We start from the raw sequence: 18513 nt of genomic DNA, 5'->3' as shown, positions 1-18513 counted from the left end.
CAATTTGATTTGCAAGTATTTTTTGCTTGCCATACAATGAATTATAATAATTTAAAAATCAAATTAGATGAAAACAACAAAAATATATTTAGTTGTTTGCTTAACATTTCTTTTGACACAATTTAACGCATTAGGGCAATACAACGGTGGAAATTCCAACGGAGCATCCAAAGATGAGTTAAGTTTAACCAGTTGTTCTATTCCACCGCATTTTTATGCTTATTTTGGGGGAGTTAATGATGGTTCAAGTGTCTTTGAATTAAGTAATACAGCATGCGGAACAGCAGCATTCCAGTTTGCCTACATGGGCGGAACAGCTGATGGTGCAGCAACAGAAGAAGCCAGCATAACAGCCTGTGGCATTCCACCTTCATTCTTTGCTTATTTTGGAGGAAATAATGATGGCGCCAATGTGGAAACATTTGAACAAAGTGTATGTGGATTTCCACCTCAGTTTTATGCTTATTTTGGTGGCGATGGCGATGGTTTCACTATAGATAAAACAGCGCCAATTTGCCCAACTCAACCGCCAGTGGCCAGCTTCACAGCTAGTTCAACCAGTATTTGTGTAGGCCAATCGGTTACATTTACGGATACGTCTACCAATATTCCATCGGCTTGGACATGGACATTTACAGGTGGAACGCCAAACAGTTCCATAGTTCAAAATCCAGTAATTACATACAATACACCAGGAAGTTATGCAGTAACATTAGTAGCTGCAAATTACAACGGAACAGATACAATAACACAGACGGGATATATCACGGTAACGGCTTATCCAACCGTTCAAACAACAACTCCGGCAAGTCGTTGCGATACAGGAACGGTAACATTAGGAGCTACTGCAAGTGCTGGAACTTTAAGTTGGTATGCAAATTCAATAGGTGGAGCTGCCCTTGGAACCGGAACTAGTTTCACAACGCCAAGCATTTCAATTACTACAACATATTATGTAGAAACGGTAAATGCAACCTGCTCATCTTCGAGAACGGCTGTTATTGCAACTGTAAATACAACTCCAAGCATTACTGCTACTACTCCAAACTCCCGTTGTGGTTCAGGAAGTGTAACACTAAATGCAACATCAAGTGCAGGAAATACAATTTGGTATGCCAATCCAACTGGAGGAATTGCTTTAGCAACAACCAATAGTTTTGCTACTCCAAGTATTAGTACAACAACAACATATTATGTTGAAGCTACTTCGGGAAGTTGTACATCACCTAGAACACCTGTTACTGCAACGGTAAATACTTTGCCAACGGTGCTAACAACAACTCCGGCAAGTAGATGTGACGCAGGAGCTGTAACATTAGGTGCAACAGCAAGTTCTGGAACACTAGATTGGTATGCAAATTCATCAGGTGGAACAAGCTTAGGAACAGGAACTAGTTATTTAACACCAAGTATTAGTACTTCAACGACTTATTATGTTGAAGCTTCAACCGCAAGCTGTACTTCGGTAAGAACTGCTGTAACAGCAACCGTAAACACTACACCAACTGTAACTCCAATACCAAATGGTCGTTGCGATGCAGGTTCGGTAACTATAAGTGCTTCAGCTAATGCAGGAACAATTAGTTGGTATGCAAATGCCTCTGGAGGTTCAGCTTTGGGAACAGGAACTAGTTTTTCAACACCGAATATTTTGACAACTACAACCTATTATGCCGAATCGGTTAATGGAACTTGTATTTCGTCAAGAGTACCAGTTGTGGCAACAGTAAATACTTCGCCAAGCATTACGACAACTACACCGGCTAGTGCTTGTACGCCAGGTTGTGCAACATTAGCTTCAACAGCAAGTTCAGGAACTATTCAATGGTTTACGGTTGCTTCTGGTGGAGCAGTTTATTTTACCGGTGCAAACTTGACTATCTGTAACCTTCCTTCTACGAGTACCTACTATGTGCAAACAACAAACGGAACATGTACTTCAAATCGTGTCCCAGTAGTTTATACCGTAACAGGAGCAATACCAAGTATTCTTTCTACTACAGGTGGAAATCGTTGTGGACCAGGAACAGTAACATTAAATGCTGTTGCAGATTCGGGAACTCTAAATTGGTATAACGCAGCAACAGGTGGGACTTTATTAGGAACTGGAAATAGCTTTACAACTCCAAGCATAAGCGCAACTACAATTTATTATGTTGAAGCTTCAAACGGAACTTGTTCTAGCAATAGACTTGCAGTTACAGCTTCCATATCAAGTACTTCGCCTCCAATTGCCAATGCAAATCAGACATTCTGTAACGGAGAAACGGTAGGACTGATTACTGTTATTCCTTCAGGACCGAGCATTATTTGGTACACGGCAGCAAGTGGTGGAAGCGTTGTGCCAAATGGTACAGCTTTAGTTTCCGGAACTACATATTATGCTTCTCAAACCATTTCTGGTTGTGAAAGTACAAGTAGAACAGCCGTTACGATGACTTTAGGTGGCTGTTTAGGAAATGATGAATTTGAAATAAATAATTTGAAAGTTTATCCTAATCCAACAATTGATATTTTAACTGTTTCGTATTCAGAGCCAATCTCTGGAGTAGAAGTTTTCAATATAATTGGACAACAGGTATTTTCAGTAGAAAGTAGAACTAATGAAGTTCAAATTGACATGGCTCGTTATGCATCAGGAACTTATTTAATAAAAGTTTCTGTCGATGACATGACTAAGACTGTCAAAGTAATCAAAAAGTAAGTAGTTTTTAATTTTTTAAGGACCATTCGTTTCGACGGATGGTTTTTTTTTGAATAATCATCAATGAATTAAATACGGCATTTGTCGTATTTCTTTTTTGATTTTATTCCGTCACATTTGTAACATCAAGTGGTATTGAAATAAAATGACTTAGGTTGTTTTTATTGTTGTCCTTTTCATTCTGTGGTTTATTCAAGCTAAATCAACAAGTTTGGAAAGGACTTTTTTTACCAAAAAAAAATCACCAAATTTGTTAAATGATTGAAAGTCAAAACAAATAAAATTCTGAGCGATGTCTACAAGATTAGTAATAGTTGACGATAATATTTTTTTGCAAAAAGCCGTTGCAGAAAAGCTTTCTTTTTTTGATGATTTAGTGTTAAAGTTCACAGCAAACAACGGAAATGATTTGCTTTCAAAACTAGAAAAAAATAAAAACATCGATTTGATTTTGATGGATATCGAAATGCCGGAATGCAATGGGATTGAAGCAACAAAATTGGTCAAATCTAAATACCCACAGCTTAAAATAATCATGCTCACTGTTTTTGATAACGATGAGAATATTTTCAACGCTATAAAAGCCGGAGCTGATGGCTATTTGCTAAAAGAAGTTAATCCAAAAGAATTGCATCAAGGAATTATTGAAACTTTAAACGGAGGCGCTGCTATGAATCCTTCTATAGCGTTAAAAACATTAAAATTACTCAGAAATCCACATGACTTTGAAAGCAATATCCAAGAAGATATTAAACTTACTAATAGAGAAATCGAAGTGCTAGAGCAACTCAGTAAAGGGTTGAACTATAATGTAATTGCCGATAATTTGTTTCTTTCATCAGGAACTGTTCGGAAACATATAGAGAATATCTACACAAAACTGCAAGTTCATAATAAGCTAGAAGCGATTCAAAAAGCTAAAAATAATAATTTGATTTAATTTGTAGAATAAATAAAGCAATGAAAAAACTACTATTGTTATCTGCTCTAATTTTTAGTACTATTTTATTTTCACAAGAAGGTAACCTAAAAGGCAGTTGTGTATCTGGAAATTGTAAAAATGGCTTTGGAAAATTTGTTTATGAAAATGGAACATTTTATGAAGGGAAATTTAAAAAAGGAAAATTCGAAGGAATTGGAACAGAAATTTATGCAGATGGGACAAAAGTTACTGCTGAATTTAAAGACGGTGGACAAGAAGGGCAGGCCAAAATAATATGTGCGGATGGTAATATTTGGGAAGGAAAAAGTATTTATAATAATCCGAATGGATATGGGAAAATGATTTATTTAAATGGAAGCCAATATATTGGCGAAATGGATAGATGGTATAAAAAAAATGGTGAAGGAATTTATTCTTTAAAAAGTGGATACTATAAGAAAGGAATGTTTGTTGAAGGAGCATTTAATACAGAAGGGAAAATAGAGAAATTTGAGTATTTTAACTCTGAAAACCAAAAAATTACACGTGAAATGTTTGATGCCAAAGAGAAAGGTGAATTGACATCAACTAATGAGCAATATGTTAATGAGCATGATGCCAAAATACAACAATACATACTCAAAAACAAAGGTGTAGTTGTACAAAACATCAACATTCCTATTACAAATCCAACCGATTTTTCTAATATGAGTTTTCGAACATCAGATATTGATTTATTATTCAGCAATGGTAAAGACAATTTATTTTGTATAATACGACAAGCAATTAGACCAAGTAGTTACGATTTTAACAACGATCAAATTACTGCTTTTTCAACCAGCAGTCAAAAAAGAATCTTTAGCGGATCGATACAAAATTTTGAAGAAACAGAAGCGGGAAAGTTTTTTTTAGAGAAAATGCGTAATAATCCGAAAGCAAATGAATTTAAACCTAACTATTCTGACGAAACGGTAAAGAAAATTATAGATGATTTGAATATACTAACAGCGCCCGCAGGCAATGTAGAGTTTGAAATTGCCAATGAAAATCAGATCATATTTAAAGACTTGCATAGACTGGATAAAGACACGAAAACTACTTATTATTTCATTAACAAAATAAGCAATCTTTGCGAAAAAATAGTAACTGTAAATGGGAAATACATTGATTTAGTTTGGAATGAAGATTTTACAAAATCGTGTATAAAATTAAACTCAAAGCTTCCAGAAAGTTTAGTTCCAGATGTGTATAAATTTGGTTATTATAGTTCGCTATACGTTATAGATTGGGAAACATTTCAAATAAAATTTATAGACGATCACGACAATCAACTCAATTATTTAGCATTGGCAAAAAGTGATAAATTAGCTTCAGACATTAGTTATCAACAATATAATGCAAAAGTTGCAGCTATTAATAGAGAAAACAATGAAATAGAAAGCCAGAATTCAGCTGCCCAAGCCGAAAGAACTGCTAAATGTCAATGCTGTCACGGTACAGGACTAACAGAAGTTAAAGGAATGTATATGGGCGAAAAAACCTATTCGGTTACACCTGTTAACGGAACGGGAATAAGCCATGATGAAACCCGGTCATCTTATGGGCAATCAACCTATGTGAAATGTAGTTGCTGTAGAAAATAAAAATAATCCAGTTAACCTTTTTTAGGACAACTCATACTTAATAATTTCTAATTCCTAATTGACTAAACAAGTTCTGATTTAAAGATCAATCCCATTCCGCCGGTAATCAAGTGCGCAATTTCAGGACGGTTTTGTTTTAACAGTTCTAAATGAGTCAGTACTTCTTCTAACAATTTTGGTTCATTTTTATCTTTTAAAATCTCAACTATTTCAATAGATAATAACCAATCGTTTGGATGATTTGATTTTAACTTAGTAAAAATATTGGATATCGATTCGTTGTTTAGATTTCCTTCTCGAATGGTTCTAACCGATTTGTATAAACTTTCTAACTCTTCACGTTCAGTAGATTTTTTTGCTTTTATAGTGTGGCTTGATGGCACATGATGAATCATATCAAAACTATTCACATCGGCCGGACCAGAAAATGCGGAAATCACTTTTTTACCAACAGCCATATCGTAAATTCCCCAATCGGGTTGGAATAAAATAGTGTCATTATGCGTAACCGTACAGTTTCTAAAACTGATAATAATAATTTCACCCTGTAAGTTTCGAGAACCCGTAATGATTTCTCCCGTTACTGTAATGTTGCCTTCAAACTCAAGCGTTACCGATTCCGCCTCGTAAATATCATAAGCGCGTAAATCTCTCGGACTCATATCTTCAATAGCTAAATTGATTCCTTTCAGTTTCCCAATGGGCGAACCAAAACCTTCCGCATGATATTGCGTTCCGTGACCCACTAATTCTTTTTCACGATAGGATAAAGCCGTTTTTCCTGTTGTTTGGATATAAACAGGTTTTCCTTCTTCTTCAATTACATTGGTAAAAACTCCCGAAATTTGGATTCCCGTACTCAATTCAATGGTTCCTAACGCATTTGATTTTATTAACTTTTTCAAACTCGATAAACCGCCAGTTCGCAAAGCCATTGTATTGGCAAACTCTTCTAAAACCAAACTCAGGTGAGCAAAATCTGGCGTTACATAAAGTTGCGGTTGAGGTTTTGTAATATCAAAACTTTGGTCTGCAGCCGAAATATCATAAGGTATTTTTTTTACTTCGTCAGTCATGCACCACGCACTTTCGCCAATAGAAGACAATAAGCCCGCGCCATATATTTTAGGGTTTTCAACAGTGCCAATCAAACCGTATTCTACCGTCCACCAATGTAAATTCCGAATACGGGCCATTTCAGACAACTCACCCATATTGTTTTGCAGAAAATCTACTTGCGCTTCGGCAGCATCAATTTCGGCTTGTGGCGTTCCTTCTGCTTCTTTTAAAATCGAAAGCAAACGAATAGCTTCATACATTTCATAATCACGTGATGATGAAATCGCTTTGCAACCAATTTCACCAAAACGACGCAAATATTCAGCATATTCCGGATTGGCAATAATAGGAGCATGGCCCGCGCCTTCATGAATAATATCCGGAGCCGGCGTATATTCTATATGTTCTAACTGCCGAATATCGGAAGCAATTACAAGCACATTATAAGCCTGAAACTCCATAAAAGCATTAGGTGGAATAAAACCATCAACAGCAACTGCCGCCCAACCAATTTCTTTTAGAATGCGGTTCATACCATACATATTCGGAATACTATCAATTTCCAAACCTGTTTTTTTTAAGCCTTCTAAATAAGAACTATGCGCTACTTTTGAAAGATAATCGACATTTTTACGCATCACATAACGCCAAACCGCCTGATTAATCGGAGTGTAATCCGTGTAATCCTGTGGCTTGATAAATTGCTTTAAATGTTTGGGTAATCGGTCAATCAAAGCGTTGCTTTCATAAGGTGCTTCCATAAAATCTAAAATTGTTATGTTGGTAAATTTACAAATCTTAGTGTAAAGAATTGTTATAAATCAGCTAAAACGTTATGATTTTTTAGGAGCAGTTTCCAGCTATCCACTATATCTTTTTATCTCGTTTTAAGAACGAGATAAAAAGGATGCCGTTACTATCTGGGCTAAAAAAAACGCAACATCACTATTGCGGTTTTATTTTTAAATCTGACAACTTTCTACTTCTTCTTCGGGGGATATTGCTCCAAAATTTTAGTAACAAACTCTTTTATCACTTCGTCTTTTTTATTGGTGTCTTTTGTCAAAGCGCCTTCACCTTCACCTTGCCAAATCAGTTCTTTTTTCTTAGCATCGATAATGTCAATATATAAAGTGCCTTCCGGATATCGTGTAACTGTAGTATTTCCGCCCCATAAATAAGGATTCCAACCAAAACCCCAACCATAGCCCCAACCCGCATTAAATTGGTTTACATTAACTTGTTCTCTTTCTTTAGTGAAAAAAGCAATCAATAAATCAGGACTATCATTTTTTGTTAATCCTTTAGAAGACATCACTTCATCGATAGAGTGAAGAATTCTTTTCTTGTCTAAATCAGAAATTTCCGCTTTGTCTATTCCCGCTTTGTGGAAAGCATAAGTTTTGTACGGAGCAAAATCTACTTTTTTGTCGTAGTCAGAATTAACAGTAACGGAACTACATGATGCTAAAACAAACAGTAAGAGGACAAGGATAAATTTTAGTGTTTTCATAATTTAGATTATTAGATTGTTTGATTTTTGGATTATTAGATTGATGATAATTCTAAAAATCCAATAATCCTTCTTCAACTATATTGGGGATGGTAACTTTTAATAAAGGTTGCGTTTCCATCGCTCTTTTTATTGCAAAAATAGCACCTTCATTTCTAGCCCAGTTCCTTCTCGAAATTCCATTATTTACATCCCAAAAAAGCATGGATGCTAAACGTCTTGATGCATCAGCTGAACCATCCAGAACCATGCCGAATCCACCGTTAATTACTTCGCCCCAACCAACACCGCCGCCATTGTGAATAGAAACCCAAGTAGCGCCACGGAAACTGTCGCCAATTACATTTTGTATTGCCATATCGGCAGTAAAACGGGATCCGTCATAAATGTTAGAAGTTTCACGGTAAGGGGAATCGGTGCCCGAAACGTCATGATGATCGCGACCCAAAATCACATACCCGATATCGCCAAGTGCAATTGCCTGGTTGAACGCTTCGGCAATTTTAATTCTTCCTTCCGCGTCGGCATATAAGATTCGGGCTTGTGAGCCTACCACTAATTTGTTTTCCCGTGCCCCTTTTATCCATTGGATGTTATCGGCCATTTGCTGCTTGATTTCGGAAGGCGAATTTTTCATCATTTCTTCTAAAACACTGCAGGCTATAGCATCTGTTTTGGCTAAATCGTCCGGATTACCCGAAGCGCAAACCCAACGGAACGGGCCAAATCCATAATCAAAACACATAGGCCCCATTATATCCTGTACATAACTATTGTATTTGAAATCGATATGGTTTTCGGCAAAAACATCTGCGCCTGCACGAGACGCTTCTAATAAAAAGGCATTGCCATAATCAAAGAAATAGGTTCCTTTTTCAGTGTGTTTGTTGATTGCTTTGGCGTGACGGCGTAATGTTTTTTGGACTTCTTCTTTAAACTTAGCCGGATTGTTAGCCATCATTTCGTTTGATTCTTCGAAAGTATATCCAACCGGATAATAACCTCCTGCCCAAGGATTGTGTAATGATGTTTGATCGGAACCCAAATCGATATGCAGGTTTTCCTGGTCAAAACGTTCCCAAACATCCACTATATTTCCGAGGTAGGCAATCGAAACTACTTCCTGATTGTAAAGCGCTTTTTTGACTCTGGGTACTAAATCGTTTATGTTTTCTATAACTTCATTAATCCAACCTTGTGAATGGCGAATGTGTGTTATCTTCGGATTGACTTCGGCACAAACCGTAACACAACCCGCGATGCTTCCTGCCTTTGGTTGCGCGCCACTCATTCCGCCTAAACCGGAAGTCACAAACAGACCGCCTTTAGGTACTTTCTTAATCTTTCTGAATCCGTTAAGAACGGTTATGGTTGTTCCGTGAACGATTCCTTGTGGACCAATATACATATAACTGCCTGCCGTCATTTGTCCGTATTGCGAAACACCTAAGGTATTCATTTTTTCCCAATCGTCCGGTTTGGAATAATTGGGAATCACCATTCCGTTTGTAACCACAACTCTAGGTGCGTCTTTGTGTGATGGATACAATCCCATCGGATGACCCGAATACATGGTTAAGGTTTGCTCTTCGGTCATTTCAGCCAAATACTGCATCGTTAGCAGGTATTGTGCCCAGTTTTGAAAAACGGCACCATTGCCACCGTAGGTAATTAACTCATGCGGATGTTGCGCCACAGCATAATCCAGATTGTTCTGAATCATCAGCATAATGGCTTTTGCCTGCTCGCATTTCCCAGGATATTCTGAAATAGGGCGGGCATACATTTTATAATCGGGGCGGAAACGATACATATAAATACGCCCGTATTTTTCTAATTCTTCTTTAAATTCAGGAAGCAGCGTAGCGTGATGCTGTGGCTCAAAATAGCGCAATGCATTTTTCAACGCCAGTTTTTTTTCTTCCTCCGAAAGGATTTCTTTTCGCTTTGGCGCGTGGTTTATTTCTGCTTCGTATGGTTTTGGATTTGGGAGAATAGATGGAATTCCTTGTTGTATTTGTTCTTGAAATGTCATTTTTAGACTTCTTAGATTGTTAGATTTTTAGACTGCTTAGATTGTTAGATAAATAGACTTCTTGTTTTTTTCTAAAAGGTCTAACTATCTAAAAGTCTATGATGTCTTTTTGATTGTTCCTGTTTTTTTATCAAAACCATACGGGCAATGACGACAGCCACTTTTGCAGCAATAGCCACGGTTTAAGTGGTATTTTTCGGTGAAACATTTATAACCTTCAGGTGTAAAATAAAAATCTTCACCTTCGATTACTTTATTTTCATTATTTTGCTCGTTCATACCTGCAAATTTAAAGCATAATACTAAAATGTTTGTAATCGTTTCAAGATATTTAATTCCAAAAGGTTTCAGAGGACTCACTTTGTTTCCTTTTATTATTGTTTCCGAAAGTGATTTGAAGCAAAACGCGGTTATGATTAATCATGAAAAAATTCATATTCGTCAGCAACTAGAGCTGCTGGTTTTGCCTTTTTTTATTTGGTACGGATTAGAATTTTTGGTTAGATGGATTATTTGTAAAGACAAGAATGTTGCCTATAGAAATATATCTTTTGAACGAGAGGCTTATGCAAACGAAAAGGACCTTGACTATTTAAAGCAAAGGTCTTTTTGGAGGTTTTTAAAGTATTAATGTGTTAATCAAAAATAGTTAGATTTCTATGTGAGTAATTTGGAGAACCAACTACATCATTGTAGGCTGTATCCAATGCATTTCCGTCTCGCAACCATTGAATTTTTATAGTAGTTGGCGTTCCGGCAGTTACTGTTATGGGAAACATTACAAACTGGGCGTTCCAGGAAGTTGCTACACCACTTAAATCATCAAAATCAGTTGCTAATGAGGTAGTGCCACCTAAGTTAGTTCCTGCCGTCACATTTACAATTCTGAAATCCACGTAGCTGCCCTCAGCAAGTAGTCCCATGTCACCAGCAGCGCTAAAATTCAAATATACGACATTGTGTTTTGGGGTAAATGTAATACTCATATTGGCCATGTCTGCAAAAGTAGCGGAGTTAGTCGAAGTATTAGTTGTTCCAATTACTGATTTTATATTTCTTCCATAAGGAGTATCTGTATTGGCTATTACAATCCATCTTGATGAGCTCTTATTATACATTAATGTAACAGTGGAGCTAATACCTGAAAGAACTAAGTCTGTAGCTCCGGGACAAAAAATTCTATTGGCGGCAGTTGAGGTGGCATTATTAACAATAGTAAAATCAAACGCAGTTGTATTTATTAAAGTAACTATTTGACCATCAGCTGTTCCAACAGGCACTAATCCTGTTAATGAAAATACACCTGTAGGTCCGGTGATTCTGTATAGTGAATAGGGTGTTGTTCCTAAGATAATATTGCTGTTTGCTCCATTACTGAATGTCAAAGCGGCTCCTTCTCTTAAGGATAAGGCGCCATTAACATCTGCTAACGTAGTAGGAGCAGTTGTCCCAACGCCAACTTTTCCGGCATTATCAATTCTCATTCTTTCTGTAAGTGTAGCACTAGCATCTGGTGTTGTTGAAAATGTCATAGCCGTTGGCATATCAGTAACTGAACTTGCCGCAGCATCGCGCTGTACTAGTATTTGTGCTTGTGGAGTGGTTACATAATTATCACCAAAATTGAGGTTTCCTAAAACATTTCCGGAGGTTGCCAGAGCAGTGGTTTGACGTAATGCAACTGTTGCTGGTGCTCCAGCTCCTGTGGTTGTATTTCGTACTTCTAAATCTGTGCCAATTGGAGATGTAGGAGAACTTTCAGAAGATATAACTGTTCTTCCCTGCAGAAAACCTGCCCAAGTGTTGGCATTGGTTGCATAAGTTCCTGGAACCCCATTAACCCCATAAAGACCATAACTTTTAATATTCGCAGGAATACCAAGAGCATCTATTCTATAGCCATTATAACCTGAAACAATAGTACCTGCTGACAAAACCGAGCCAATACCAAATACACTATTAGACGACGAGTTAGAGGAGTTGCTCACGGATATTCCATTTACTAATGCGTTTCCTGATGTAATATTCAAACCGGTAGCAGCAGCAGTGGCATTGGTTAAAGTCATATCAATCCCGCTTCGTATAGCATTAGTGTTGGGATTTATAGTTACTAAAGCAGTAGTGGTTGGAGTAGGAGCATTAATCCCAACATTACCCGCTGTAGTAATACGCATGCGCTCAAGAGGCGTATTCACAACGGCACTTGTTTTAACTACAAAATCCTGCACGTCGTTCGTTCCGATATAATTAGTTCCGGCTACTGTTCCTGAATTTCCTATTGTTTGCCAACTGTCTCCATTTCCGGCTGAAAATCTTTTCCAAACGGGTGCAATAGTGGTGCCGCTGTTATAATAATATCCCGGAACAACATTGTTGGGTGCTGTTCCCGCAGTGTTAGTGTTATATACTAAAAGTCCAGTAGCGGGAGTAGTAATTGGACCCGCTACTATCGTTGAGGTTAGTGCTACTCTTGGAGCTAATAATCCTTTGTCGGTAGCTGAAACATCAAGCTTTGCGGATGCATCCGGAGTTGTTCCAATACCCACATCACCATCTGATTCTATTCTGGCTTTTTCTGTTCCCGCTGTTGAGAATCCTAATACATCAGTAGCAGCTCCAAACATTCCCGTTGTTGACTGTCCGCTAAAAGAATAAAAAGGCAAGGCTGCTGTACCCAAACTCAAGGCATGAATTTGGTTCGCACTCGGAATTCTAAAACGTGCTGTTCCATTGGTGGTAAAGTCTAAAGCATCGGTACCGGAACTAAACAGCCCTGTATTTGTATCGCCCTGAAAAGAATATACTGGAGCCGTAGAGCTTCCTAAAGCAAACGATTGTAATTGACCGCTATTGGTATCCGATATGGTCCATCGGTCCGTTCCTCCTGTTTTAATTCGGAGGTCGACAGCATCATTTGTACCAATAAAATTAGTTCCTGCAATGGTTCCTGAATTTCCCGATGTTTGCCAACTGTCTCCATTTCCAGCAGAAAATCTTTTCCAAACGGGTGCAACAGTGGTACCGCTATTGTAATAATATCCCGGAACAACATTGTTGGGTACTACTCCTGCAATTGCAGTGTTGTATACTAAAAGACCCGTAGCCGGAGTCGTAATTGGTACTGCCAATGTGGTTGAGGTCAATGCTACTCTTGGAGGTAAAAAACCTTTATTGGCATCAGAAACATCAAGCTTTGCAGATACATCCGGAGTTACTCCAATACCAACATCCCCATCAGATTCTATTCTAGCTTTTTCTGTTCCAGCAGTCGAGAAGCCTAATACATCTGTGGCAGTACCAAACATTCCTGTTGTTGACTGTGCACTAAAAGAATAAAAAGGCAAGGCAGCTGTACCTAAACTCAACGCGTGAATTTGATTCGCACTCGGAATTCTAAGTCGTGCTGTGCCATTGGTTGTAAAGTCTAAAGCATCGGCAGCAGAGCTGAATATTCCTGTGTTTGGGTCACTGCTAAAAGAATAAAATGGCAACGCCGCTGTACCCAAACTCATAGCATGAACCTGATTAGCATCAGGAATTCTAAGTTTTTCAGTACCATTGGTAACAAAGCCTAAATTTTCGGCTGCAGAGCTAAAAATCCCTGTATTTGTATCGCCCTGAAAAGAATAAGCAGGAGCGGTATTGCTACCCAAAGAATACGATTGTAATTGACCGCTGTTAGTGTCCGAGATATTCCATCGATCCGTTCCTCCTGTTTTGATTCTAAGGTCGGTCGCATCAGTAGTACCAATAAAATTAGTTCCCGGTGTGGTGGAAGCATTTCCGCTAAGTGCCCAGTCGGTACTAGCGCCTGTGGCTATTTTTTGCCAAACCGTACCATCATAATAGTAAAAACCAATTGAAGTAATATTTACTGCAGTACCGGCAGCAGTTCCTGTTAAGATACTATTTACAAAAATCATGGTAGATGTAGTAGTGCCTGTCATATTTTGAGCTCTTTGACGGTCTACTCTCGGAATTACAATGCCATCTACCGTGGTGGAAGCTCCTGTTGGATTGGTAGCCACGATATCGAGGGTTGCTGTTGGTGCCGCTGTCCCAATACCTACTTGCGCATACCCACAAGTGGATAGGATAAGAAGTAGCAAATAAATCTTTTTCATACCTTGTTTTTGGAAATAAAGATACAATTTTAAAGCACTATAGTTTTAACCTAAAAACAATTTTTTATTAACAAAAAGACCTTAACTGTTTTATAGTTAAGGTCTTTTGAAGTTTTTGAACTTGATATGTTTTAAGTAGTTATTTAGTTTTTAAGAATAGTAACAGTAAGTTCTCCTTTTAAATTACCAGTACCTGTTGCAGTTTATATACATCATAGTAGCATCTGGAATGCCAGTTATGGCTTCTGCTCTTTGACTATCAGCTTTGGGAATTAAAAGACCATCAACTATTGTAAATATTCCATTAGCATTTGTGCCTACTATGTCTAAAGTGGAGAAAGAGTTTTTTGTTAGAACCCCAACTTGTGAATATTTAAAAGATATAATAAATAGAAGTAAAATGTATATTTTTTTATAAAATGAAATTATTCAACAATTAGAAAATGTAAATAAATAGTAAAAAAGTAGTTAAAAAATAGGTGAGTATATTTTTAAGGCGTCAAAGATTGCAATTGGTAAGAAAAACAACAATTAATTAAAAATTTTAACGGCGAAAGTAAATTATTGGATGGCAGAAATTTAAATTTTCAGATGAAATACACTTAATGACGATAAAGCGCAGGAATGAAATTTTATTTTATTTTTTATTATTCTGTTTATAAAAAATATTTAAATTCGCAGTTAAATCCTCTGTATATGAAAAAGATAGTCTTCTTGTTACTTTGCTTACTTTTAAATTTTACGCCATCAATTGCACAAATTTTCGTTAAGGATAATACACTTGTTTACAACAAGGGATCAGTTGTATATTCTACTGGAAATATAGACCTTAATGGTGTAAACAGTAAATTTTATTTAAGAAATGAGGGGCAATTTGTACAAGGAACTACTGGTTTATCTACTAATACTGGCTTGGGTGAACTTTCCGTTTATCAGGAAGGAACGGTAAATAATTTTTCATATAATTATTGGTGTTCTCCAGTAGGTATTCAATCAGCAACTATTCCTAATCAGGAATTTGGAATAACGATGTTGAAAGTGCCAACAACAAACATAGCAAGCAATTCATCTACTGCTTCTACAAGTTACAATGGTTTTTCAAGTGCAGGAGCATTAGCTATAGCGCCTTTTTGGATATTTAAATATACGACAGATACTTCCTATTCCGGATGGGTGCATGCCTACAGTAATACAACTATAAAGGCGGGAGAAGGTTTTACTATGAAGGGAACCAGTGGTTCTGATGGCACTGATGTAGGAGAAAAAACTACACTAGGAGCCGTAATAGTTAACAATCCAGGTAGTGCACAGCGTTATGATTTTAGAGGAAGACCAAATGATGGAAATATTACAGTTGGTGTAGGTTTAGATAAATTTACGTTAACAGGAAATCCTTATCCATCGGCACTTGATGTAAGTAAGTTTTTATTAGATTCAGGGAATACAGATATTGTGGCAACAGCTTATTATTGGGAACAGGATAAAACAGTGAATTCACATTTGTTACTGGCTTATCAAGGCGGTTATGGTACTTTTGCTCCAGGAACTGGTGCGCCAGGAGATTTTGGAGTTTATACGCCACCATTTTTTGTAAAGTATGATAATTCTGGAAATCCATTGGCTACTCCACCTGTAACTTCTCCGCTTACTTTAGAAAGAAGGTATGCGCCAATTGGTCAGGGGTTTTTGGTAAAAGGAAAAGCTACAGGTTCACCAACATCGGTAACTATAAAAAATGCACACAGAGAGTATTATAAAGAATCAGGAACATATTCTGATTTTGAAAAACAATGGGGTAGTTCAAGCAATCATAATCAAGATGTTGGTATAAATACTATTTCACACATCAGACTAAACATCATTGTAAACAATAGCGGCACACGACAAATAGCTTTGACATTTTTTCCAACAGCAACTGATGACGTAGATAGAGGTATTGATGGTTTGAGCCCGGACATAATGACAAGAGATGCTTATTTCTTTTTAAACAATGAAAGATACGTTATTGAAGGTATTAGTTTTGATGAAAACAAACGTGTACCGCTGGGTGTTGATGCTACGGACAATACAAGCTTTAAATTTAGTTTGGCTCAACTTATGAATTTTGATGAGGCGCAACCGATTTATATTTATGACGATTTAGACGGTAGCTACCACAACTTAAAAGATGGCGATTATGAGGTAACTGTTCCAACGGGTATATACAACAATCGTTTCCAAATGACTTTCAAAGATTCGACATTAGGAATTCCGAGTTTAATTAAAGAAAGTATTATGGTTGTTCAAAACAATACTAGTCAATTATTGACCGTTTTAAATCCAAATTTGATGGATATAAATAAGGTAACCATTTACGATATCGCTGGAAAACTATTGCTAAATAATGATAAGTTGCAAGCTAAAGCTAGCTATGAATTCTCTACAGCTTCATACAGCACTGGTGTTTACTTAGTCAAACTCCAAACGGTTGACGGAAAAAGTAAAGTTCAAAAAATTATAATAGATTCTAAATAATCACTTTTTTAATTTAGAAATTAAGAACTTTAGTCGCTTAAGGTTGTGTCTTTGATTTTATACTTGTAAATAAGTTAGTTAAATCAAATTTTCATATATTTGAATGTTAATTTAGTTATGAAAACAACTTTATATTTCTTTTGTTTTTTATTCTCTGTAAACTTAGCTCTAGCACAGCTGAATATTACTGGGACTAGTTTTGTCTACAATAAGGGCAGTTTAGTTTTCGTAACTAACGAAGTAAACATTAAAGACGCTACGAGTAATTTCTATTTAAGAAATGAAGGACAGTTATTACAAGGGAGTACCGTTTTAAATGGTTTAAATAAAGGAGTTGGTAAACTTTCTGTCTTTCAGGAAGGAACAACAAATAATTTTGCATACAACTATTGGTGTTCTCCAACAGGAAATGCTTCTGCCGGTGTCGGAAATGAAAACTTCGGAATTACCATGCTTAATGTGCCAACAACAAATACAGCAAGCACAGCAGCAATAAACAGTGGAAGCTACAATGGTTTTTCCAGTGCGGGCTTTTTATCAATCGCTGACTTTTGGATATTTAGATTTTTAGCGCAACCTGGTTATGCCGGATGGACGCATTCCTTCAGCACTTCCAACATTGCAGCCGGTCAGGGTTTTACAATGAAAGGTACAACAGGTACTGATGCAACAGATGTTGGAGAAGCAGCCCTAAATAACCCGGGAAGTAAACAACGTTATGATTTTAGAGGAAAGCCTAATGATGGGGATATAGACATTACAGTAGCGAATGGCAACTGGACTTTAACAGGAAATCCATATCCATCAGCAATCGATTTATCCGCTTTTTTAATAGACGCCGCCAATTGTACAGGGATTGCTTACTTTTGGGAACAGGACAAATCTGTCAATTCCCATTTATTGCTTTCGTACAGAGGAGGTTATGGAACTTTTTCACCTGTGCTGCGAGGTGGAAGCGGAATTTATGTTCCAGCAACATTTTATTCTTATGACATCACAGGAGTGCTATTGCCTTTAACATCATCGTCTCCCATGAATAGTTACGCCAGAACGTTTGCTCCAATAGGACAGGGTTTTATGATTGAAGGAAATGCTTTGGGGACAACGGTGACTATGAAAAATGCCTACAGAGTTTTTCAAAAAGAAAATGCGATTAATTCTGTTTTTGAGAAAAACGGGCAAACATCACACACCAACTCGGGTAACTTTTTACCACCAATACAATCAGTTTCAGGTTTTGACTACACCACTGTGTCCACTGATGAAGTGCCTCAAATCAGATTCAATACGATGTTAAATAACGAAGCTATTAAGCAAGTGGTTTTGGCTTTTGATAGTGCCGCTACCGATGGTGTAGATCATGCAAAGGATGCTAAAAATCCGGATGATTCGTCATTGGATATGAACTTTTTATTAAATGACAAAGAGTACGTTATTTCAGTAATTCAGTTTGATGAAAATAAAAGAATTCCGGTGTCGTTTAAATGTGCCACCAATGCCGTTTTTAAAATCACAGTAGTCGATATCAGAAACTTTGATCAGGCCAATGCGGTTTATTTATTTGATTCAGAAACCGGACTATACCATGACATTAAAAACAGTGAGTATGAATTCTCACTTCCAACAGGAACTTATAATAGCCGTTTTCAAATTACGTTTAAAAACGATGCTTTATCAGTTTCAGGCAATACAGTTTCTACTGTGATGGTGGTGCAGAATAATGCCAATGACTTATTGACGGTTTTAAATCCAAATTTAATAGATATAAATACAGTAACTTTATTTGATATTACAGGTAAATTACTATTCAATAAAGAAAAGGTAGGAACCAACAGCAGTTATCAATATTCAACTGCTTCGTTTAGTGATGGTGTTTACTTAGTCAAAATTCAGTCGATTGACGGACAATCCAAAACGCATAAAATAATAGTTTCTTCAAACTAAAAATAGTAAAAAAAGCGATTTATAATCGCTTTTTTTTATGTGAAATGATTTGCAT

General features: G+C 36.9%; 11 protein-coding genes. 6 read left to right on the top strand and 5 right to left on the bottom strand.

Features of this window, described 5'->3' with window-relative positions:
- Positions 1–67 precede the first annotated feature (67 nt).
- The 3 genes from QWY90_RS11885 to QWY90_RS11875 all read left to right on the top strand — a co-directional run bounded on the left by QWY90_RS11885 (position 68) and on the right by QWY90_RS11875 (position 5269).
- Positions 68–2704, top strand: coding sequence for an Ig-like domain-containing protein (locus tag QWY90_RS11885; protein ID WP_290286153.1), 2637 nt, complete (start codon positions 68–70; stop codon positions 2702–2704).
- Between the two features lie 292 nt (positions 2705–2996).
- Positions 2997–3644: a response regulator gene (locus tag QWY90_RS11880; RefSeq protein ID WP_290286151.1), complete on the top strand. Its 648-nt coding sequence runs from the start codon at positions 2997–2999 to the stop codon at positions 3642–3644.
- Positions 3645–3664: 20 nt separating this feature from the next.
- Complete coding sequence (locus tag QWY90_RS11875) at positions 3665–5269, top strand: MORN repeat-containing protein (protein ID WP_290286150.1); 1605 nt, start codon at positions 3665–3667, stop codon at positions 5267–5269.
- Between the two features lie 62 nt (positions 5270–5331).
- On the opposite strand, the gene QWY90_RS11870 is transcribed toward QWY90_RS11875, so the two are convergent.
- From QWY90_RS11870 to QWY90_RS11855, 4 genes are all read right to left on the bottom strand, one after another.
- Complete coding sequence (locus QWY90_RS11870) at positions 5332–7089, bottom strand: aromatic amino acid hydroxylase (protein WP_290286149.1); 1758 nt, start codon at positions 7087–7089, stop codon at positions 5332–5334.
- A 218-nt stretch (positions 7090–7307) separates the two neighbouring features.
- The gene (locus tag QWY90_RS11865) at positions 7308–7841 is read right to left on the bottom strand and encodes a DUF4136 domain-containing protein (protein WP_290286148.1); all 534 of its coding nucleotides are present in this window, start codon (positions 7839–7841) and stop codon (positions 7308–7310) included.
- Between the two features lie 52 nt (positions 7842–7893).
- Complete coding sequence (gene hutU / locus QWY90_RS11860) at positions 7894–9876, bottom strand: urocanate hydratase (protein ID WP_290286147.1); 1983 nt, start codon at positions 9874–9876, stop codon at positions 7894–7896.
- Positions 9877–9972: 96 nt separating this feature from the next.
- Complete coding sequence (locus tag QWY90_RS11855) at positions 9973–10155, bottom strand: C1orf53 family protein (protein WP_290286145.1); 183 nt, start codon at positions 10153–10155, stop codon at positions 9973–9975.
- A gap of 28 nt (positions 10156–10183) precedes the next feature.
- On the opposite strand from QWY90_RS11855, the gene QWY90_RS11850 reads away from it, so the two are divergent.
- On the top strand, positions 10184–10507 hold the full coding sequence (locus QWY90_RS11850; RefSeq protein ID WP_290286144.1) for a hypothetical protein: 324 nt from the start codon (positions 10184–10186) through the stop codon (positions 10505–10507).
- Between the two features lie 4 nt (positions 10508–10511).
- Here the strand turns inward: QWY90_RS11850 and QWY90_RS11845 are convergent, their stop codons facing one another.
- Positions 10512–14000, bottom strand: coding sequence for a beta strand repeat-containing protein (locus tag QWY90_RS11845; RefSeq protein ID WP_290286143.1), 3489 nt, complete (start codon positions 13998–14000; stop codon positions 10512–10514).
- Positions 14001–14696: 696 nt separating this feature from the next.
- On the opposite strand from QWY90_RS11845, the gene QWY90_RS11840 reads away from it, so the two are divergent.
- Both QWY90_RS11840 and QWY90_RS11835 read left to right on the top strand, forming a co-directional pair.
- Positions 14697–16514, top strand: coding sequence for a T9SS type A sorting domain-containing protein (locus QWY90_RS11840; RefSeq protein ID WP_290286141.1), 1818 nt, complete (start codon positions 14697–14699; stop codon positions 16512–16514).
- Between the two features lie 117 nt (positions 16515–16631).
- The gene (locus tag QWY90_RS11835; protein WP_290286140.1) at positions 16632–18458 is read left to right on the top strand and encodes a DUF8693 domain-containing protein; all 1827 of its coding nucleotides are present in this window, start codon (positions 16632–16634) and stop codon (positions 18456–18458) included.
- Positions 18459–18513: the final 55 nt, after the last annotated feature.

It is taken from the genome of Flavobacterium paronense, assembly GCF_030409795.1.
Lineage (GTDB): Bacteria > Bacteroidota > Bacteroidia > Flavobacteriales > Flavobacteriaceae > Flavobacterium > Flavobacterium paronense.
The sequence above is the reverse complement of the archived record's forward strand: the minus strand, read 5'-3'. Positions and strand labels throughout refer to the sequence as shown.